At 67.2% G+C, this 17,823-nt stretch carries 19 protein-coding genes; 12 read left to right on the top strand and 7 right to left on the bottom strand.

Annotation, left to right across the window (positions count from 1 at the left end):
• Nucleotides 1-108: 108 nt before the first annotated feature.
• Together aglG and ACQUQR_RS01840 are read left to right on the top strand one after the other, a co-directional pair.
• Nucleotides 109-1,029, top strand: coding sequence for a glucosyl-dolichyl phosphate glucuronosyltransferase (gene aglG, locus ACQUQR_RS01845; RefSeq protein ID WP_435194278.1), 921 nt, complete (start codon nt 109-111; stop codon nt 1,027-1,029).
• 39 nt (nt 1,030-1,068) lie between these two features.
• Nucleotides 1,069-2,517: a sulfatase-like hydrolase/transferase gene (locus ACQUQR_RS01840; protein ID WP_435194277.1), complete on the top strand. Its 1,449-nt coding sequence runs from the start codon at nt 1,069-1,071 to the stop codon at nt 2,515-2,517.
• Between the two features lie 5 nt (nt 2,518-2,522).
• Here ACQUQR_RS01840 and ACQUQR_RS01835 read toward each other — a convergent pair whose 3' ends face one another.
• The gene (locus ACQUQR_RS01835; protein ID WP_435194275.1) at nt 2,523-3,512 is read right to left on the bottom strand and encodes a hypothetical protein; all 990 of its coding nucleotides are present in this window, start codon (nt 3,510-3,512) and stop codon (nt 2,523-2,525) included.
• A gap of 103 nt (nt 3,513-3,615) precedes the next feature.
• Between ACQUQR_RS01835 and ACQUQR_RS01830 the strand changes: the two genes are divergently transcribed.
• From ACQUQR_RS01830 to ACQUQR_RS01815, 4 genes are read left to right on the top strand one after another with little or no spacing between them, the layout of a single operon-like run.
• Nucleotides 3,616-4,611 (top strand): NAD-dependent epimerase/dehydratase family protein, encoded by a 996-nt coding sequence (locus ACQUQR_RS01830; RefSeq protein ID WP_435194274.1) that lies wholly within the window; start codon nt 3,616-3,618, stop codon nt 4,609-4,611.
• Between the two features lie 51 nt (nt 4,612-4,662).
• Complete coding sequence (locus tag ACQUQR_RS01825; RefSeq protein ID WP_435194272.1) at nt 4,663-5,739, top strand: glycosyltransferase; 1,077 nt, start codon at nt 4,663-4,665, stop codon at nt 5,737-5,739.
• Nucleotides 5,736-7,148, top strand: coding sequence for an oligosaccharide flippase family protein (locus ACQUQR_RS01820; protein ID WP_435194270.1), 1,413 nt, complete (start codon nt 5,736-5,738; stop codon nt 7,146-7,148). The genes ACQUQR_RS01825 and ACQUQR_RS01820 overlap by 4 nt, the downstream gene beginning before the upstream one ends.
• A 52-nt stretch (nt 7,149-7,200) precedes the next feature.
• Nucleotides 7,201-8,565 carry a sulfatase gene (locus ACQUQR_RS01815; RefSeq protein WP_435194268.1) on the top strand — a complete coding sequence of 455 codons (1,365 nt, stop codon included), beginning with the start codon at nt 7,201-7,203 and terminating at the stop codon, nt 8,563-8,565.
• Here ACQUQR_RS01815 and ACQUQR_RS01810 read toward each other — a convergent pair.
• Complete coding sequence (locus tag ACQUQR_RS01810) at nt 8,553-9,389, bottom strand: TrmB family transcriptional regulator (RefSeq protein ID WP_435194266.1); 837 nt, start codon at nt 9,387-9,389, stop codon at nt 8,553-8,555. The two genes, ACQUQR_RS01815 and ACQUQR_RS01810, sit on opposite strands and share 13 nt — an antisense overlap.
• A gap of 96 nt (nt 9,390-9,485) precedes the next feature.
• Between ACQUQR_RS01810 and ACQUQR_RS01805 the strand changes: the two genes are divergently transcribed.
• Entirely contained in the window at nt 9,486-9,611 is a 126-nt protein-coding gene (locus tag ACQUQR_RS01805; RefSeq protein ID WP_435194265.1) for a hypothetical protein, read from the top strand.
• 55 nt (nt 9,612-9,666) lie between these two features.
• Complete coding sequence (gene aglJ / locus ACQUQR_RS01800; RefSeq protein ID WP_435194263.1) at nt 9,667-10,635, top strand: S-layer glycoprotein N-glycosyltransferase AglJ; 969 nt, start codon at nt 9,667-9,669, stop codon at nt 10,633-10,635.
• Here aglJ and ACQUQR_RS01795 read toward each other — a convergent pair.
• From ACQUQR_RS01795 to cyaB, 3 genes are all read right to left on the bottom strand, one after another.
• Nucleotides 10,632-10,955, bottom strand: coding sequence for a hypothetical protein (locus tag ACQUQR_RS01795; RefSeq protein WP_435194261.1), 324 nt, complete (start codon nt 10,953-10,955; stop codon nt 10,632-10,634). The two genes, aglJ and ACQUQR_RS01795, sit on opposite strands and share 4 nt — an antisense overlap.
• A 57-nt stretch (nt 10,956-11,012) precedes the next feature.
• Entirely contained in the window at nt 11,013-12,218 is a 1,206-nt protein-coding gene (locus ACQUQR_RS01790) for a methionine adenosyltransferase (protein WP_435194259.1), read from the bottom strand.
• Nucleotides 12,219-12,305: 87 nt separating this feature from the next.
• Nucleotides 12,306-12,845, bottom strand: coding sequence for a class IV adenylate cyclase (cyaB, locus tag ACQUQR_RS01785; RefSeq protein ID WP_435194258.1), 540 nt, complete (start codon nt 12,843-12,845; stop codon nt 12,306-12,308).
• Between the two features lie 93 nt (nt 12,846-12,938).
• Between cyaB and ACQUQR_RS01780 the strand changes: the two genes are divergently transcribed.
• Entirely contained in the window at nt 12,939-13,886 is a 948-nt protein-coding gene (locus ACQUQR_RS01780; protein ID WP_435194257.1) for an FKBP-type peptidyl-prolyl cis-trans isomerase, read from the top strand.
• A 71-nt stretch (nt 13,887-13,957) separates the two neighbouring features.
• Here the strand turns inward: ACQUQR_RS01780 and ACQUQR_RS01775 are convergent, their stop codons facing one another.
• Both ACQUQR_RS01775 and ACQUQR_RS01770 read right to left on the bottom strand, forming a co-directional pair.
• On the bottom strand, nt 13,958-14,584 hold the full coding sequence (locus tag ACQUQR_RS01775; protein WP_435194255.1) for an RAD55 family ATPase: 627 nt from the start codon (nt 14,582-14,584) through the stop codon (nt 13,958-13,960).
• A gap of 49 nt (nt 14,585-14,633) precedes the next feature.
• Entirely contained in the window at nt 14,634-15,197 is a 564-nt protein-coding gene (locus tag ACQUQR_RS01770) for a MinD/ParA family ATP-binding protein (RefSeq protein ID WP_435194253.1), read from the bottom strand.
• An 85-nt stretch (nt 15,198-15,282) separates the two neighbouring features.
• On the opposite strand from ACQUQR_RS01770, the gene ACQUQR_RS01765 reads away from it, so the two are divergent.
• The 3 genes from ACQUQR_RS01765 to pyrI are packed head-to-tail and all read left to right on the top strand — an operon-like array spanning nt 15,283 to nt 17,771.
• Nucleotides 15,283-16,362, top strand: coding sequence for a sensor histidine kinase (locus tag ACQUQR_RS01765; RefSeq protein ID WP_435194251.1), 1,080 nt, complete (start codon nt 15,283-15,285; stop codon nt 16,360-16,362).
• 48 nt (nt 16,363-16,410) lie between these two features.
• Nucleotides 16,411-17,313 carry an aspartate carbamoyltransferase gene (gene pyrB / locus ACQUQR_RS01760; protein ID WP_435194249.1) on the top strand — a complete coding sequence of 301 codons (903 nt, stop codon included), beginning with the start codon at nt 16,411-16,413 and terminating at the stop codon, nt 17,311-17,313.
• Nucleotides 17,310-17,771, top strand: a complete 462-nt coding sequence (gene pyrI / locus ACQUQR_RS01755; protein ID WP_435194248.1) for an aspartate carbamoyltransferase regulatory subunit — start codon at nt 17,310-17,312, stop codon at nt 17,769-17,771. Before pyrB ends, pyrI begins: the two co-directional genes overlap by 4 nt.
• The last annotated feature ends 52 nt before the right edge of the window (nt 17,772-17,823 follow it).

Genomic DNA, 17,823 nt, shown 5'->3' with positions numbered 1-17,823 from the left:
ACGCGCATAAGCCTTGTCATATATGAATGGATTCGGGACGGGACGGCCCCTCATCGAGGGCGAGCCCGGACCGAAAAACGCCTAACCACGGCGCTCGCCACCTCGGGCATGCGCGTCTCCGTCGTCCTCTGTGAGCACACCCTCGACCGCTACGCCGACCTGCGCGAGGCGGCCGAGTCGGTGTTCGCCCAGAGCTACGACGACGTGGAGCTGGTGCTCGTCTCCGACGGGAACGAGGCGGTCTACCGGAAGATGGTCGACGACTGGGGTGACCGCGACGACACGGTGATCCACTGCAACGACGAGAACGTCGGCCTCCTCCGCTCGCGGAACACCGGCGCCGAGCTCGCCTCGGGCGAACTCGTCGCCTTTCTGGACGACGACGCCGTCGCCGACCCCGAATGGCTCGAACGACTCGTCGACGCCTACGAGCGCCACGACGTGCCCGCCGTCGGTGGCCCGATGACCCCCGCGTGGGTCGCCGGCAAGCCCGAGTTCCTCCCCGCGGAGTTCTACTGGCTCGTCGGCGTCACGCACAAGGGGTTCGCCGAAGGAGAAGGAGAGGTCCGCAACACCTTCGGCTCCAACATCGCCTTCGAGCGCGCGGTGTTCCTCGACCTGGGAGGCTTCCAGGAGAACATCGGCGGTCGGCAGGGGGATAAGAACCTCCAGGGCGGCGAGACGGAGCTCTGTGCCCGGATGAAAACGCGGTACGGACACGGCGTCTACTTCGTTCCCGACGCCGAGGTGGCCCACAAGGTGTTCGACTACCGAACAGATCCGCGGTGGCTCTGCAACCGGGCGTTCTGGCAGGGCTACTCCAAGCGCGGGATGGAGAAGTTCGTTCCTGGGTCGGGGGGCGAGGAGGGCGACTTCCTCGGGAAGCTGCTCTTCTCGTTCGTTCCGGAACGCCTGGCGGGGCTCGTGCGCTCGCCCTCGCTCGCCCGCGCAGAGCAGTTGGTCTTTCTCCTTCTGCTCACGGGACTCGTCGGACTCGGGTATCTCTACGGCGTCGTGAAGTGGCGCTAAGTAGCAAGCTTATAGCTCACCGGCCGATACGGACCGACAATGCAACCGAACGTCCTCCTCGTCGTGCTCGACACCGCACGGGCTCGCAATCTGAGCCTCTACGGGCACGCGAACCGGACGACGCCCTTCCTCGATTCCTTCGCCGACGAGGCGACCGTCTTCGAGCAGGCCCGCGCCCCCGCCTCGCGGAGCCTCGATAGCCACGTCAGCATCCTCACGGGACTCGGCGTAGAGGAACACGCAGTCACCAAATCGGGGCGGAAGCTCGCGCCCGGCAACACCGTCTTCGAGTGGCTCGCCGACCAGGGCTACCGGACCGGGGTCTTCTCCGAGAACAACTGGCTCACCGACGTCGACGCGGGCATCAAGGACGCCTTCCAGCACGTACAGGGCCCCCGGAACGTCCCCTTTCCGGAGGCGATGGACCCCACCTCCTTCGTCGTCGAACACGGACAGGGCCAGTACGCCGAGTTCGTGAAGGCCGCGCTCGCGTCCGACGCCCCCGCGAAGGCGCTGTGGAACGGCGTGCACACCAAGCTCGCCTCCGATTACCCCAATCTCGTTCCGACCCGCACGAGTACCCCCGGTGGCGTCTATCTCGACTCGCTGCTCGGCTGGCTCGACTCGGGGGAAGGGCCGTGGGCGGCCTGTCTGAACCTGATGGACTGTCACCACCCCTACGAGCCCGAACCCGAATACGACGAGTGGGGCGGGAAGCGCGCCCGTTCGCTCCAGCACGACATCGAGGACGTGAAGTGGGCGTTCAACGGTGGCCGGCGTCCGTGGTGGCAGCGGAAGGCGCTGGAGGGGCTCTACGACGGGACGATTCGTCAACTCGATTCGATACTCGAACGCCTCGTCTCGGAACTGAAATCGAGAGGCGAGTACGACGACACTCTCGTCGTCGTCACCAGCGACCACGGTGAGGGGTTCGGCGAGCCCTCGGAACTCCGTCCGAACACCCGCGTCGCCTCCCACAGCGACGGCTTCCACGAGGTGCTCCTCCATGTCCCGCTGGTCGTCAAGGCCCCCGGTCAAGACGAGGGGAAGCGCGTCTCGGAGGTGGCCGCCGTCGCCGGCTTCCCGGACGCCGTGGACTGCGTACTCGACGGCAAGGACCCCGCAGAGGGGTTCCAGCGTGACCGGGTGCTCGTCTCGGTGCCGGGACTCGACGACCCCGTTCAAGAGCGAGCCAGCGCCTACGTCGACGACCTCTCGCCGTTCACCGGGTTCGCCCGCGTCGTCTACGAGAACGCCGATATCGGGGTGACAAAGCACGTCGTCTGGGAGTGGGCCGAGGGGACGGAGACCGCGACGTTCCACGTTCCCGACGCACACAACGCCTATCGCATCGAGGACGAGGCCGACGCCGTCGTCTCGGACGCCTTCGCGCCCATCGAGGACGTCGAGGTCCGCGCGGAGGGTCGCCGCGTCGAGGAGATGAGCGAGGAATCACGCCAGCGGCTCGAAGACCTCGGATACGTCTGAGTCGGCTATTCCGCGTAGCCCAGGTCCCGAAGGCGCTCTCTCGTCGCCTCGTCCACCTCATCCTCCTCCGCATCCGTATCGTCCTCGTCGTCCTCACGCACACCCACGGGCGCGTCCGCCCGTATCCGCTTGCGCGTCCCGTCGTCGTGGACGAGCCACGGCACGTCGATGAGCGCGGGAATCAGGATGCCGAGCGGATGGCCGTAGACCCGGACGGGGAAGGGTTTCGCCCACTCGCCGAGTGCGTTCCCGTGGTCGGCGGTGACCGCGGTCCGACCCGGTAACTCGGAGAGGAGCGTCTCCACCGTCGGGAAGACCCGTTCGAGGTTGCTCCGGTACGCCTCCCAGACCTGTTCTTTCGAGACCTCGCCCGCGCCGAGCATCTCGAACGGCGTCCGATTGCGCTCGCGTGCGTCCGTTTTCTCCTCGCCGAGCGCCCGTTTCCGGAGGTTCCCGATGCCACGGTCACCCAGTCGAACTTCGCCGACGAAGGGGACGTGCGGCTGATTGAAGTGGACCAGGAGGCGTTTGTCAGGGTGTCGCTCGTTCGCGTCGCGGGCGGCTTCGAGCATCGCCTCGGGCAGCACCGTGCGCTCCTCGTCGTCCCAGCCGTCCTTCCAGACGGGGACCACCTCGTGGAAGGTGTCCTCGGGGAGGTTCGTGTTCACGTAGGGGTTCGCCGTGACGTAGACGATGTCGTGGAACTGCGCTCCCTCGAAGTTCTCCCGGAGGTAGCCGGGGGTACCCGACTCCGCGGACTTCCGAAGCGAGAGTTCGCCCGGGAGCGGGTGGTCCGCCAGCACCTCCGCGAAGAGGTCGTACCGGCAGGCGTCGAGCAGCAGGAGGTTGTCCCAGTCCTCGTCGACCACGCGGGAGCGCTCGGGCGGGAAGGCGTCGTAGTACCGGGAGACGACGTGGGTGAGAAAGCGTTTCCGCCACCACTGGGCGTCGCTTCCGTGTTCCCGAATCTCGCGCAGCGCGTAGCCGACCTTCATCGGTCGAGTCGTGACGCGCCCGGCGCAATACGCTTTCGGGAGCGGATGGAACGACAGACGGACATCCGGAGGGCATATGTCTCCTCCTCCGGTAACTGGAGCAATGCGAGTACTCGTTACCGGTGGTGCCGGCTACGTCGGCAGCTACGTGGTCGAGGAGCTGTTGGCGAACGACCACGAGGTTCGCGTCCTCGACTCCTTTCTCTTCGGTGACGCGGCGCTCGACCCCCTGCGGGACGACCCGAACCTCGACGTTCAGGACGGGGATATCCGCCACATCGAGGACCTCTCGTACGCCCTCGAGGGGATGGACGCGGTCATCCACCTCGCGGGTATCGTCGGCGACCCGGCCTGCTCCGTGAACGAGCAGGCCACCCAGTCGGTCAACATCGAGGCGACGAAGGCGCTTGTCGAGGTGTGCAAGCTCCACGACATCGAACGGCTCGTCTTCGCCTCCACCTGCTCGGTGTACGGCGCGTCGACGCTCCCCGAACTCAACGAGGGGTCGAAACTGAATCCGCTCTCGCTGTACGCGGAATCGAAGATCGACTCCGAGGACATCATTCTCCACGAGACGCACGACCGCTTCACCGAGCCGAACGAGGTGACGCCCACGATCCTTCGACTCGGCACCCTGTTCGGCTACTCCCGCCGCATGCGGTTCGACCTCGTCGTGAACATCCTCACGGCGAAGGCGCTCCTCGAAGGCGAGATACCCATCTACGGCGGTGACCAGTACCGGCCGCTCCTCCACGTCCACGACGCGGCCCGCGCGTTCGTCGAGGTGGTGGAGGCCCCGCTCGCAGACGTGGGGCGGGAGGTGTTCAACGTCGGCTCGAACGAGCGGAACCACCGCATCGAGGACGTGGGGCGAATCGTCCAGGACTGCATCCCCGACGCCGAGTTGCGGTTCGAACCCCACGACGAGGAGAACCGCGATTACAGCGTCGATTTCTCGAAAATCGAGCACGTCGTCGGCTGGGAGGCGAAGAAGGACATCGCGGACGCGGTCGAGGAGATCCGCGAGTGGATGCGCACGGAGGATATCACCGACTACGACGCCGACCGGTTCCGCAACTCCACCTACGAGTATCTCTAATCGAGACCGCTAATCAGAAGATTAACGCCCGGCGTGGGCGTCGTGCCGACAATGCGGACCGCCCTGCTCGTCTCGAACGTCCGTCTCTCGGAGGTCGGGGGTCGAGCGGAGAAGTTCCGGAGCCACGAGCGCCTCTTCGCGGAGCACGGCTGGAACCTCGAGGTCGCGTACGTGCCGGAACCCGACGCGGCGTTCCCCCTGCATCTCGCCCGGGCGTTCCGGAAAGCGCGACAGACGGACCCCGATGTCGTCATCGCCGTCTCCAACCCCTTCCACCTCCAGTTCGTCGGCTGGGCGCTCGCCCGGGCGACGGGGGCGAAGTGGGTCGCCGAACTCCGTGACCCAATCCTCAACAATCCCGACCGGGAGCCGGGGGCGCTCGTCACGAGGCTGGCGGCCGTCGCCGAGCGGTTCACCCTCCGACACGCCGACGCCGTCGTCTGGTTCGACGGCATCCAGATTCCGGACGACTACTTCGACCGGGAGTACCCCGACCACGCGGGGAAGATGACCAAACTCCCCTACATCGGCTACGACGAACCGGCCTTCGATATCGAGCCACGCGAGTTCGACGAGTGGACGCTGAGCTACGCGGGGGCGTTCTACGAGGGGTGGATCGAGCCGTACGCCGTCATCGAGGGGGTCGCCGAGTACGCCGACCGAACCGGGGACCGCGCGTTCCGGGTCCGGTTCTACGGCGACTGGAGCGACGACTACCAGCAGGCGGTCGAGGACCACGGCGTCGGCGATATCGTCTCCGCGCACGGCTACGTCCCCCACGACGAGGTGGTACCCATCATCGCGGGCTCCGATGCCGTGCTCTACGTCGGCGGCTCGGACCCCCGCAACGCCCGGAACCTCTCCACGAAGCTCTACGACTACATCGGCGCGCGGGTCCCGATACTCGCCGTCTGTGACCCCGAATTCCGGGTCGCGGAGTTCGTCCGCGAGTACGGGCTCGGGGTCGTCGCCGAGGAGCGTCCCGACGCGGTCGCGGACGCGCTCGCTCGCCTGCGCGAGGGCTACGAGTACGAGCCGGACGACCGGGCGCTCGGGTTCACCCGTGCGCGGGCCATCGACGCCTACGCCGACGTGCTCGACGGGCTCCTCGGGGAGGGGTCACGATGAGCTCCGGCGCGGGCAAGACCTCCATTCAGCTCTTCGTCATCCACCTCGTCGCCCGCGTCGTCGGCTTTCTCGGCCTCGCGGCGTTCACGAAGCTCCTCCCCCAGGACCAGCTCGGGGTCTACTTCCTCTTCTATCTCGTCGTGCAGGTGGCCGCGCTGTTCTCCTCGTTCGGGATGGGGCAGGCGCTGGTTCGGCGCATCAGCGAGGGGAAGCGAGCGGACGCCATCCTCTCGGCGGCGCTGGCGCTCGTCGCCCTCGTCGGTGGCGGCCTCGCCCTCGCCTTCTACCTCCTTCGCGACCCCATCGGGAGCTACGTCGGTGCTGAGGTCCCCCTCCTCTTGACGCTCGCGTCGGTCTCGTGGCTCCTCGCAGACATCCTCATGAGCGCCCTCCGCGGCGAGGACAAGATCCTCCTCGCCGGCGGGCTCCAGCTCTTCCAGGACGTCGTCCGGGTCGGTGCGGGGGTGGGCTTCCTGCTGCTCGGTACGGGGCCAGAAGGGCTGATGTACGGCGTCATCGCTGGCTTCGTCGCCACCGTGGCCGTCGCGGGCGTGGCGACCGAGCGCTCGCTCGCCCGACCCGTGCGCGAGGACTTCTCCCGGCTCTTCTCGATTTCGCGGTACACGATGTTCTTCGGCCCGACGAACTTCGTCTACTTCTGGCTGGACACGTTCATGATCGGGCTCATCCTCACGCGGGGGGACGTGTCCGCCTACGAGGTGGCGTGGCAGACCACGCGCGTGCTCATCATCGCCACGTCCGCCATCAATCAGACGCTGTTCCCGAAGGTCTCCCAGTGGGCGAGTTCCGGCCGGCTCGACGAGGTGGAGCGGGTGATCCCCGGAGCCATCATCTTCACGCTGTTCTTTCCCCTTCCCGGATTGGTCGGGCTCACGCTGCTGGGGGAGGAGATTCTGGGGCTCGTCTACCAGCCCGCGTACGCCGTCGCGGCCATCCCGATGGCCATTCTCGCGGGCTACATGGTCGTGGAGGCGCTCCAGCGGGTGGCCAACGGGGTTCTGACGGGGATGGACCGGGCGGACATCCCGTTCCGCGCCCGGCTCGTCGGTGTCACCCTCGCCGTCGTGTTGAACGTCACCCTGATTCCCCGGTACGGGCTGGTGGGGGCCGCGGTCGCCACCCTCACCGCGAAGTTCGTCGACACCGTGATGCAGTGGTACGGCATCGGCGACCTCCTGACGGTGCGGCTCCCGAAGCGCGCGCTCTCCTGGGAGGTCGTCAGCGCCGGCGTGATGGGAGCTGTCGTGGTCGGCATCACGCGCGTGCTCGCCGTCGACTCCCTGCTCCCGCTGTTTTTCGCGGTGGGAGTGGGGGCCGCCGTCTACGGGCTGACCGTGCTCTACGACGACGACATCCGGCAGGTCGTCCGGCAGTACGTCCCCGTGTGAGTCCCCGGACGCTCCCGCAGGGGTCAAATAGCCACCGTCCGAGAGGCCGATAATGAGCAACGTCGTCCTCGTCACGGTGGATTCGCTGCGCGCGGACCACCTCGCCGGCTACGGTTACCATCGCGAGACGGCCCCGTTCGTCGAAACCCTGGCCGACCGCGGCGTCTCTTTCGACGCCTACGCCAACGCGAACGCCACCCGCGCCTCCTTCCCGAGCATCATCACCTCCAGCTACCCGCTCGAACACGGCGGCTTCGACTATCTCTCCGACAGCCGCGTCACCGTCGGTGAGGCCCTGCCGGACCACCACACCGCGGCGTTCCACTCCAATCTCTGGCTCTCGCGCGATTACAACTACGACAGGGGGTTCGACACGTTCTACGACTCCAAATCCGAGCCCTCCCCGCTCGCCCGCCTGCGGACGTGGCTGAAACTGAACCTGAATCAGGACGGGCTGGTCTACCGCACGCTCCAGACGCTCTACGACACCACGGAGGAGAAGGCCGGGATGGACATCGGGCAGACGTACAAGGACGCGGCGGTCATCACCGACCGGGCTATCGAGTGGCTCGAATCGAGTGTCGAAGCGGGCAACGAGAGCTTCCTCTGGGTCCACTACATGGACGTGCACCACCCGTACGTCCCCCGACCCGAGGCCCTCTCGGAACTCGGTATCGACCTCGCTATCTCCGAGAACGAGGCGATCAAGCTCCGCCGGAAGATGCTGGAGACCCCCGAGGCGGTCACCGACGACGAGGTACAGACCCTCGTCGACCTCTACGACGGGGAGATTCGCTACATGGACCACCACATCCGTCGGCTCTGCGAGGCCGTCGAGGACGCGTGGGGACTGAACGACACCGCCGTCGTCTTCACCGCGGACCACGGCGAGGAGTTCAAGGAACACGGGAAGTTCTCGCACAACGATTCGATGTACGACGAGGTCATCCACGTCCCGTTCATCGTGGAGGGCGCGGACCGCGTGGGCGTGAGCGACATCTCGGGGCGACAGGCTGAACAGGTGGAACTCCTCGACACCGCGCCCACGATCTGTCACCTCGCGGGCGTCGATGCCCCCGAGGCGTACCGGGGGCGGTCGGTGCTCGACCGGGCGGGGACGGGCGAACACGCCCGCGTGTTCAGCGAGACGACGAGCGGTGACGACGCGAAGGTCGCGCTCCGCACGCACGAGCACAAGTACATCTGGGACCGCCCCTCTGATGAGCGGGAACTCTACGACCTCGCCGCGGACCCCGGCGAGACGGAGAACATCGTCGGTGAGGAGCCCACAGAGGAGCTCCACGACGAGGTGGCGGCGCATCTCGCCGAGATCCGCGAGACGAACGAGGAGCTCCCCGAGGTCGGGATGGACGTGGAGACGGAACAGCGACTGCGAAACCTCGGCTATCTGGACTGAACGCTCTCGTGGGTCCAGACGAGATCGAAGTAACGCTTGAACCCGGCGACGAAGCTCCCGTTCTCGGTCAGGGCGGCCTGCCGCATGTGGTTGGGGACGTCCGGCTCCTCGACGAGGAAGATCGCCTCCCCGTCGGTGTAATCCTCGCTCGGGTCGGCGAAGGTGCCGCGCCACGGTGAGGTGCCCGTGGCGAACCGGAGTTCGACTTCGGGGTGGTCCGTCTCCAGCCGGGTGAGGATCTCCCGTTGAATCCGGCGTTCGGTGTCGTCGAGCAGGTTCGGGTGGTAGAACAGCACCCTGACATGAACCCCGCGGTCGAGCGCGTCCGCGAGCGCGGGCTCGACAGCCTCCAGGTACTCCAGGCTCTTCGTGATGACGTAGACCGCCTCCTCGGCCTCGTGGTAGAGCCGTCGGGTCTCGGCCTCCGAGGGGTCGCCCACGTCGACGACGTGGAACAGCTCCTCCGCGGGCCGCGCGTCGCCCGTCGCCGACTCGTACCGGGGCTGGAACTCCGCGAGGAACCCCTCGCGTTCCTCTTCCAGCTCCTGGGTGAACGATTCGAACGCCTGCCGGCGGTTCTCCTTCGCCCGGTCGAGGATCTCCTCGGGAGATTTGGGGACGTACTCCTTCGGCCGGCCGGGGATGACCTCGAGATAGCCCTGGTCCGCAAGCGAGTCGAGGACCCCGTAGATACGGGCCTTCGGGATTCCGGTCGCCTCGGCGAGATTCGGGGCCGTCGTGCGCCCGAGCGCCAGCAATTCGGCGAGCGCCGTCGCCTCGTACTCGGTGAGCCCGAGCGTCTCGAACAGCCGCGCGTCGCTCATGGACGGGAAGTGACCCGGCGGCGTAGTAAACGCGCCGATATACCCACAAGGTTCATTACATCTGGCGCAGTTGAGTTACTCAGCAACTGAGTAACTATGAGTAAGCACGACACCCGCGACGACGCACACCTGCAGGTCGAAGACGGCTGCGGCTGTACGGAGATCTGGGAGCACCTCTCCGAGCAGCGCGAAAGGGCGGCCGAACCGCAGACCGACGACTGAGATCGAAGGGACGGAGACAGCAGCTTTTTCGCGCCCCGTCTCGCAGGGGGCGGTAATGGACCACGACGACGTCTGCGTCCTCCTCCCGACGCTGAACGAGGCCGAGACCATCGGTGACGTCATCGACGGCTTCCGCGCGGAGGGGTTCGACCACTTCCTCGTCGTGGACGGGCACTCGACCGACGCGACTCGAGAGATCGCCGCGGACCACGGCGCTCGTGTCATCGAGCAGTCCGGCAAGGGGAAGGGACAGGCCGTCCGCGAGGGCGTCCGCCACGTCGAGCGGGAGGTCGTCCTCATGGCCGACGGCGACGGCACCTACCGGCCCGAGGACGCCACGGCGATGCTCGAACCCATCTTCGCCGGGCGCGCGAACCACGTCATCGGTGACCGCTTCGCCGACATGGAGGAGGGAGCGATGACGAAGCTGAACGGCGTCGGCAACCGCCTCATCAACCGGGCGTTCGCGCTCATCCACGGCCGCAATCTACGGGATATCCTCTCGGGCTACCGCGCGTTCACGGTCGAGTCGTTCGAGCGGTACACCCTCTCGGCGGACGGGTTCGGCATCGAGACGGAACTGGCCGTGGAGTGCGTCCGGCACAACACCCCGACCGAAGTCGTCGACATCACCTATCTCGCTCGCCCGGGTGGCTCGGAGACGAACCTCAATCCCCTCACCGACGGCGGGCGAATCATCCTCACGCTCTACCGGCTGGCGAAGACGAACAATCCCCTCTTCTACTTCGGGAGCGTCGGCGCCGTCGGCATCGTCATCGGCCTCGGTTTCGGGGCGTACGTCCTCTACGACTACCTCGCGCGCGGGATCAGCCACGAGGCGATGGCCGTCGTCGGGACGTTCTCGATCCTCCTCGGTGTTCAGCTCGTGATGTTCGGCTTCCTCTCGGAGATCATCGTCGCCATCAACCGCGAGCAGCGTCGGGAGATCGAGTCACTCTCGAAGACGGTGGAGGAGGCGCTGGAGGCCACCGGGGACCCGGACGAGGGGACGCGGGAGGACTAGAAGGGAAGCAGCGACCGGAGCGTGCCGAACAGCCCGGCGCCGCCGCGGCTCCGGAGGCGGTCGAAGACGGGGTACAGCGCGTTCTGGAGGTCACGGCGGCTCTCGAACCGGTTGCGGTTCGCCTCCTCGATCGCCTCCGAGAGCCGGACGCTGCTCCCGCTGGCGTCGTAGGGGATCACCGGATCGCCGAGGTCGTCGATGAGCCGCTCGGCCGTGACGGGGAACTCGACGCCGTCGAGATACGGGTCGAGTGCCGCGATACCGAAGGTGATCGCGTCCGGTTCCTCGGTCGCTCCCTGCGGTGGCGGGCGTGCTGCCATCACGCTGTCCTTGGGGAGAGGACAGGAAAAACCCCCGGTCGAGAACGCCGAGCGCGGTCAGAAGGTGGTGAGCTCGCCGGCGATGACGCGCTCGGTGATGTCGGTGACGTTCGCGAGTTCGCGGTCGATGATCGCCTCCACGTCGTCCTCGATGTCGGAGACGGAGACCCCCTCATCCGTGACGAGCGCGGCGTCGGCGACGTGCGGCTGGTCGATGGGCATCCCGATCTGGGAGAGCAGACGGATGCGGATCTCGCGGATGCCGTCGACCTCCTCGACGACGCGGGTGGCGATCTCGGTCGAGAGCAGGTTGTAGATCTTCCCGATGTGGTTGACGGGGTTCTTCCCGGAGGTGGCCTCCATCGACATCGAGCGGTTGGGCGTGATGAGACCGTTCGCGCGATTACCCCGACCCACGGAGCCGTCGTCACCCTGCTCCGCGGAGGTGCCGGTCGTGGTGAGGTAGATGGAGCCCTCGTCGAGGTCGTCGGCCGTGTTGACGTGGACCGTGACGTTGCGGTCGGTGTACTCCGAGGCGAGGCCGGTGACGAACGAGCGCACGTCGCGGACGGCCTCCGCGTAGGCGTCGATGTCCGGGGTGTGGCGGTCGACCATCGCGACGGCGACGGTCACGTCGATCTCGTCACCCTCGCGTTTCCCCATCACCTTCACGTCGGGGCCGACGATGGGGTTCTCCTCGGCGTAGGAACCGACGAGTTCGCGCTCGACGTTGAGGACGATCTCCTCCGTCTCCGTCAGGGGAGCGTGGCCGACGCCGAACGAGGTGTCGTTCGCCATCGGGACGGTCGCGCCGTCCTCGCCGAAGACCTCCTGCAGGTCGCCGGAGCCCTCCCCGAGCTTCACGTCGACGATGATGTCCGTCCCGAAGTCCAGTTCCGGGAAGTGCTCGGCGAAGTACTCGCGGGCCGCGCGGAGTGCGATGGTCTCCGCGGGAATCTTGGTGCCCTCGTACTCCTTCGTCGCGCGGCCGGTGATGAGCAGATAGATGGGTTCGATGACCTCGCCGCCGTCGAAGGCGGGCGCGGCCGTGCCGGCGACGAGCTGCGTCTCGTCGGTGTTGTAGTGGAGGACCTTGCCGACACGCTCGATGTAGGCGTTCGCGAGCGCCTGCGAGACGTGTTCGGCGATACCGTCACAGATAGAATCCGGGTGTCCGAGCCCCTTCCGCTCGACGATTTCGACCTCCTGATCTTCGACCGCTTGCCCGACCATGGGCTCGACGCGAATATTGCGACTGGTCATTACCAGACGTATCCAGCGGGCGGTTCTATAACTTACGGAAACCTTTCTGCAGCGTTGGATAACTGCGGTGCATGACCCCGCGCGCCGTCACTCGGTCCCCAGCAGGAGGCCGAGATAGGAGGTCCGGATCTGCGCGTCGGGGTCGAGGCCCAGCTCGCGCATGCGCTCGACCGCCCCCTCGCGGGCCGCCTCGACGTCGTCGTCCGGCACCTCGGTCTCGACCTCGACGAACTCCCCCAGACCGGCGACGGAGTCGAGCGTGACGGTGTACCCCTCCAGTTCGTAGAACGCCCGGTCCTTCTCGACGGTCGCGGCGGGCGCGAAGCCGAGCGACTCGAAGATCGCACGGGCCGTCTCCCCGTTCTCGACGGTCGTCTCGTGTTCCTCGCGGGATTTCGATTCTGCTTCCAGAAGGGGGCCCTTGTACGTGAGCTTCGTCACCGTCTCGCCCTCGACGGTCTCCCGTCTGATGCGAAGTGCCTCGTCCGTCTCCGCGAACTCGCGGTGGGGGGCGTCGTAGTAGGTGTCGACCTGGGTGGCGCGTTTCACCAGGTCGGCCCCCAGCTCCTCGAGTGTCGCCCGGACGGCGTCGTGGTCGGCCCGAACCTTCAGTTCGACCTCGTACATGGCCGAGGCGACGGATTCGCGGGGGAAAAACGGTCCGACACGCCACCGGGTCGAAACGTGATTGTTAAGGGTGCGACGAGTGACGTATCCGGTATGAGCGACGAAGCCGAAGAGGTCGAGGAGACCGAGGCAGCAGAAGAGGAGACCGAGCAGGTCGAAGAAGAGGCCGAGGGGCTCCAGGACGGGGACTTCATCCGTCTCGCCTACACCGCCCGCACCGTCGAGGACGGCCAGCTCGTCGACACGACCGACGAGGAGGTCGCCGAGGAGGAGGGTGTCGCGGACCAGGGCACCTTCGAGCCGCGCACCATCGTGCTCGGTGCCGGCCACCTCTTCGAGGGCGTCGAGGAGGAGATCATCGGCAAGGAAGTCGGCGCCTCCGGCTCCGTCACCATCTCCGCCGAGGAGGCCTTCGGTGAGCACGACGAGTCGCAGGTCCGCACCGTCGCGGCCGACAAGATCCCCGAGGACTCCCGCTACCCCGGTGCGCAGGTGAACATCGACGGCGAGCAGGGCTACCTCGAGACCATCATCGGCGGCCGCGCCCGCGTCGACTTCAACCACCCGCTGGCCGGCAAGGCCATCGAGTACGAGTTCGAGGTCTTAGAGGAGGTCACGGACCAGCTCGAGAAGGCGCGCGGCCTGCTCGGGATGTTCCTCGATATGGACCTCGAGATGCACCTCGAGACCGACGAGGTCGAGGAGGAGACCGTCGTCGAGCCCGAGGACGAAGAGGGCGAGCCCACGACGGAGACCGAGATCGTCGAGAAGCGCACCCTCTACGTCGAGGCGACGCCGCAGCTCTCGATGAACCAGCAGTGGATGTTCCAGAAGTCCCAGATCGCACAGGAGCTCATCGACAAGACGGGGATCGACCGCGTCATCGTCCAGGAGGTCCTCGACGGCATGGGCGGCATGCCCGGCATGATGGGCGGTATGGGCGGCATGGGCGGTGCCGGTGCCGAGGACGCCGACATCGAGGCCGCACTCGAGGAGGCCGACATCGACGCCGACGAGATCGTCGACGAGATCGAGGAGTAATCCGACCCACGCTTCTTTCGTTTATCGACCGGCGAGCGGTAGCCGGCGTAGGGAACGGAGGCGGTGAGCAGTTACGCGATGTCGCGGGAGGTGTCGATGGCCACGGAGTCGGACAGCTCCAGTTTGATGATGTCGCGGAGCGCGCTCCCGCCGCGGAACTTGGGGACGGCGAGCCGGTTCTCGATGCGGTCGCCGTTCACCTGCGTGTCGAGCTCGAAGACGATGTCCGCCATGTGGAGCGTCGTATCTCGCATCGGCGGGATGTCGTAGCCGTCGAGCCCGTGGAGGATGGCGAGCGAGCCCGTGTTGTAGATGTGGTTCTGCAGTTCGTTGAGGAAGTTCCGGTAGCGCGGCGGCTCCTGGCGTTCGAGGATGTCGATGGGGTCGATGATGAGGTTCGAGGCGTCGGGGAGCGCGCTCACCAGCCGGGCGGCGTTGTCGAGCGGGGCCTCACCGGCCACGTCACGGACGGTCGGGTCGCCGGTCCGGGCACGCGCCTGCGAGATGGAGGCGGAGACGGCATCGCCCGACCGGTCGAGCGAGAGATACAGCGTCCCACGCGTCGCCGTGAGCTCGTAGAGGAACAACTCGGCCTGGCTGGCCGGGCTCGCCGTGAGCGCGACCAGGCTGCCCGCTGGAATCCCTCCTTCGAGCTTGCGGTCGAGAACGTCGATGCCCGTCCGGAGCCGGTCCGCCATATACCAGTATCGTAACACGGGGTCGGGAATAAGGGTTCTGTCCACCGGATTACACGAACCGCGGGAGGAGACGGGCGATCCGCGGCGCGGCATCCGGGGTCGGCAGGTGGCAAACCCGGTCACAGCCGAGGAGCGTCCCGGCGTCCGGAGCCTGGCGTGGGCCGGTCACCGCGACGGCGACCGGTGGGCAGTCGAGGGCGCGGGCCATCGCCGCGGTCTTCGCGGTGTCGGCGAGCGCCTGTGGCGTGGCCGTGGTGACGAGCAGCGCCCGGTCGGCCACGCGGAGGGGGAGTGCGGCATCGCGGCCCGCGCCGGCCGGGCAGTCGACGATGCTCCCGGATGGGAGCCCCCGCAGCGCCGCCTCGATGGTGTCGGAGGGGGTGTTGGGTTCGAGCGGGACGACCAGTGCCCCGTCGCTCTCCCCCGCGCACGCCGCGAGCGAGCGGCCGCGAGCGAGCGCCCCCACCCCCGGTTGCTCGCCGACGCCAGCGAGCCGACCCAGATCCGGGCAGTCGCGGTCACAGTCCACGACGAGGGCGTTGCGGGCACGGGCGAGCGCGAGCGCGGTGGTCGTCTTCCCCACCCCGCCTTTCCCGCCGGCGATAGCGAGCATGCCGGGGCTTGTCCCGGCATGGTATATGAATTTCGAGGCGTGAGCCAGCTGAGATGTTTAAACCGATAGAGAGCCAGTGTAGGTCATGACCCTCAGTCAGACAGTCAGGTCCAGAGCCACCCGTGCCATCGCCGCGGGCGGGCTTGCGGTCATCGGGGCCATCCTCGCGGTCCCGAACGTCCTCACCCTCGTCCGGGGTGAGACGGCGCTCGGGATGGGCATCGCGGCCATCGGCCTGCTGCTCGCGCTCGTCGTCGGAGGCGCGAGCGTCGTCCTCTATCGCACGGACATCACGACCCCGCACGTGGCGCGCATCACCGGCTGGAACGTCCTCGGCTTCGTCGTCCTCGGGACCGTGATGCTGCTCTCGCGGGCGTATCTCCAGTTCACGCCCCCCCTGTTCGTCGTCACGACGATCCTCGGTGTGAGCGCGTTCGCCCACCTCGTCATCGGAGTGAACGACGTGCGACGCATCCGCGCGACCGCGCTGGCTCGCGAACGCGAGAAGCTGGCGGTGGTCAATCGCCTGCTCCGGCACAACCTCGCACACGACGCCCAGCTGCTGTACGGCTACGCGGAGCTGGCCGAGAACGACCTCGTCGAGAGGCGAGTCATCGAGGTGGCCGACCGGCTGGCCGACCTCGACGACAAAGCCGACGGGATACAGGCCCTCCTGGACCGCGAGGACACGGACCGGACGACCATCGACCTCGCAGCGGCCGTCCGGGAGGTCGTGGCCACGTTCGAGGAGGACCACCCCGAAGTCACCTTCGAGATCGAGTGTCCCGAGACGCTCGTCGTCCAGGGCGACGGGTATCTCGTCGACTCCGTCACGGAACTCGTCGAGAACGCCGTCGAGCACAACGACAGCGCCGACCCCGTCGTCAGGATACGGGCCGAGGCGTCCCGACGCGACGTGACCATCACGGTCTCCGACAACGGCTCCGGCATCCCCGAGCCCGAACGCGCCATCGTCGACCGGTCCCGACCCATCACGCAACTCGACCACGCGTCGGGTCTGGGGCTGTGGTTCACGAAGTGGGTCGCCGAGACCAACGGCGGCGGGCTCTCGTTCGACGACGAGCGACCGAGCGCCGTCTCGCTGCGGCTTCCGCGGGGACGCGGCCAGAACGCACCGGGCGTGACGGCCCCCGGCGCGGACTGACCCGGCCATCCCGAAAGCTTTCTTTGCGGGCGGAACGCCCCTTCGGTGATGCGGCACGACCACGTCATCTCAGCGAAGGGGCTCTCGCGGGGCGATATCGAGGCCGTCCTCGACCGCGCGGCCGAGATCGACGCCGACCCCGGGGCGTTCGGCGACCGCCTCGCGGGCCGGCTGCTCGGGCTCTGTTTCTTCGAGCCGAGTACACGAACGAAGATGAGTTTCGACACCGCCGCCAAGCGGCTCGGTGGCGACACCATCGATATGGGGTCGGTCGAGTCCTCCTCGGTGAAGAAGGGGGAGTCGCTCGCCGACACCGTGCGCGTCATCGAGGGGTACGCGGACGCGCTCGTCCTCAGACATCCGAGCGAGGGGGCGGCCAAACTCGCCTCCGAGTTCGTCGACGTTCCCGTCATCAACGCGGGCGACGGGGCCGGCCAACACCCGACCCAGACCCTGCTCGACCTCTACACGATGCGCGAGAGCTCCGGGCTCGACGACATCACGGTCGGTATCATGGGCGACCTGAAGTACGGCCGGACGGTCCACTCGCTGGCGGCGGCGCTCACGAACTTCGACGTCCAGCAGCATTTCATCTCGCCGGAGAGCCTCCGGCTGCCGACGAACGTCCGCTACGACCTCCACGAGGCCGGGGCGAACGTCCGGGAACACCGCGATCTGGTGGACGTGCTCCCCGCGCTCGACGTGCTGTACGTCACGCGCATCCAGCGCGAGCGGTTCCCCGACGAGAACGAGTACCGGAAGGTGGCCGGTGAGTACCGCATCGACGCCGAGATGCTGGAGGCGGCGAAGGACGACCTCACCGTGATGCACCCCCTGCCGCGCGTGGACGAGATCGCTCCCGACGTGGACGACACCGACTACGCGCACTACTTCGAACAGGCCCACAACGGCGTGCCCGTGCGAATGGCACTCCTCGACTCCATGCTATGACCGAACACGAACTCCGCGTCTCCAAGATCCAGGACGGGACCGTCATCGACCACATCCCCGGCGGCCAGGCACTGAACGTCCTCGCCATCCTCGGCATCGACGGCTCCGGGGGGGAGGAGGTCTCCGTGGGGATGAACGTTCCCTCGAATCGCCTCGGGCGAAAGGACGTGGTGAAGGTCGAAGGCCGCGAACTCTCCGGCGAGGAGGTGGACGTCCTCTCGCTCATCGCGCCGCGCGCGACGATCAACATCATCCGTGAGTTCTCCGTCGAGGAGAAACTCCGCGTCTCGCGGCCCGAGCGCGTCTCCGGCATCCTCTCGTGTCCCAACGCGAACTGCATCACCACGAAGGGCGAACCCGTCGAGTCCACTTTCGAGGTGCTCTCCGACGGCGTGCGGTGTGCCTACTGCGACACCATCATCCGCGAGGACTTCGCCGCACACATCTCCGTCTCCTGACGCGGTTAGGGGACCAGAAGACCTTTTATCCACGACAGCGAATTCATGTTGT

Source organism: Natronomonas sp. EA1, assembly GCF_051195035.1.
Lineage (GTDB): Archaea > Halobacteriota > Halobacteria > Halobacteriales > Haloarculaceae > JBNTJV01.
Note: the sequence above shows the minus strand (reverse complement) of the source record. Positions and strands in the feature narration are given on the sequence as shown.

What these genes read in the sequence shown, in the direction of transcription:
- ACQUQR_RS01840 (WP_435194277.1), top strand. Translation starts at nt 1,069, where the DNA reads ATGCAACCGAACGTCCTCCTCGTCGTGCTCGACACCGCACGGGCTCGC.
- ACQUQR_RS01765 (WP_435194251.1), top strand. Translation starts at nt 15,283, where the DNA reads ATGACCCTCAGTCAGACAGTCAGGTCCAGAGCCACCCGTGCCATCGCC.
- ACQUQR_RS01830 (WP_435194274.1), top strand. Translation starts at nt 3,616, where the DNA reads ATGCGAGTACTCGTTACCGGTGGTGCCGGCTACGTCGGCAGCTACGTG.
- ACQUQR_RS01820 (WP_435194270.1), top strand. Translation starts at nt 5,736, where the DNA reads ATGAGCTCCGGCGCGGGCAAGACCTCCATTCAGCTCTTCGTCATCCAC.
- ACQUQR_RS01810 (WP_435194266.1), bottom strand. Translation starts at nt 9,389, where the DNA reads ATGAGCGACGCGCGGCTGTTCGAGACGCTCGGGCTCACCGAGTACGAG.
- ACQUQR_RS01805 (WP_435194265.1), top strand. Translation starts at nt 9,486, where the DNA reads ATGAGTAAGCACGACACCCGCGACGACGCACACCTGCAGGTCGAAGAC.
- ACQUQR_RS01815 (WP_435194268.1), top strand. Translation starts at nt 7,201, where the DNA reads ATGAGCAACGTCGTCCTCGTCACGGTGGATTCGCTGCGCGCGGACCAC.
- ACQUQR_RS01835 (WP_435194275.1), bottom strand. Translation starts at nt 3,512, where the DNA reads ATGAAGGTCGGCTACGCGCTGCGCGAGATTCGGGAACACGGAAGCGAC.
- aglG (WP_435194278.1), top strand. Translation starts at nt 109, where the DNA reads ATGCGCGTCTCCGTCGTCCTCTGTGAGCACACCCTCGACCGCTACGCC.
- aglJ (WP_435194263.1), top strand. Translation starts at nt 9,667, where the DNA reads ATGGACCACGACGACGTCTGCGTCCTCCTCCCGACGCTGAACGAGGCC.
- ACQUQR_RS01780 (WP_435194257.1), top strand. Translation starts at nt 12,939, where the DNA reads ATGAGCGACGAAGCCGAAGAGGTCGAGGAGACCGAGGCAGCAGAAGAG.
- ACQUQR_RS01795 (WP_435194261.1), bottom strand. Translation starts at nt 10,955, where the DNA reads ATGGCAGCACGCCCGCCACCGCAGGGAGCGACCGAGGAACCGGACGCG.
- ACQUQR_RS01825 (WP_435194272.1), top strand. Translation starts at nt 4,663, where the DNA reads ATGCGGACCGCCCTGCTCGTCTCGAACGTCCGTCTCTCGGAGGTCGGG.
- pyrB (WP_435194249.1), top strand. Translation starts at nt 16,411, where the DNA reads ATGCGGCACGACCACGTCATCTCAGCGAAGGGGCTCTCGCGGGGCGAT.
- ACQUQR_RS01770 (WP_435194253.1), bottom strand. Translation starts at nt 15,197, where the DNA reads ATGCTCGCTATCGCCGGCGGGAAAGGCGGGGTGGGGAAGACGACCACC.
- cyaB (WP_435194258.1), bottom strand. Translation starts at nt 12,845, where the DNA reads ATGTACGAGGTCGAACTGAAGGTTCGGGCCGACCACGACGCCGTCCGG.
- pyrI (WP_435194248.1), top strand. Translation starts at nt 17,310, where the DNA reads ATGACCGAACACGAACTCCGCGTCTCCAAGATCCAGGACGGGACCGTC.
- ACQUQR_RS01790 (WP_435194259.1), bottom strand. Translation starts at nt 12,218, where the DNA reads ATGACCAGTCGCAATATTCGCGTCGAGCCCATGGTCGGGCAAGCGGTC.
- ACQUQR_RS01775 (WP_435194255.1), bottom strand. Translation starts at nt 14,584, where the DNA reads ATGGCGGACCGGCTCCGGACGGGCATCGACGTTCTCGACCGCAAGCTC.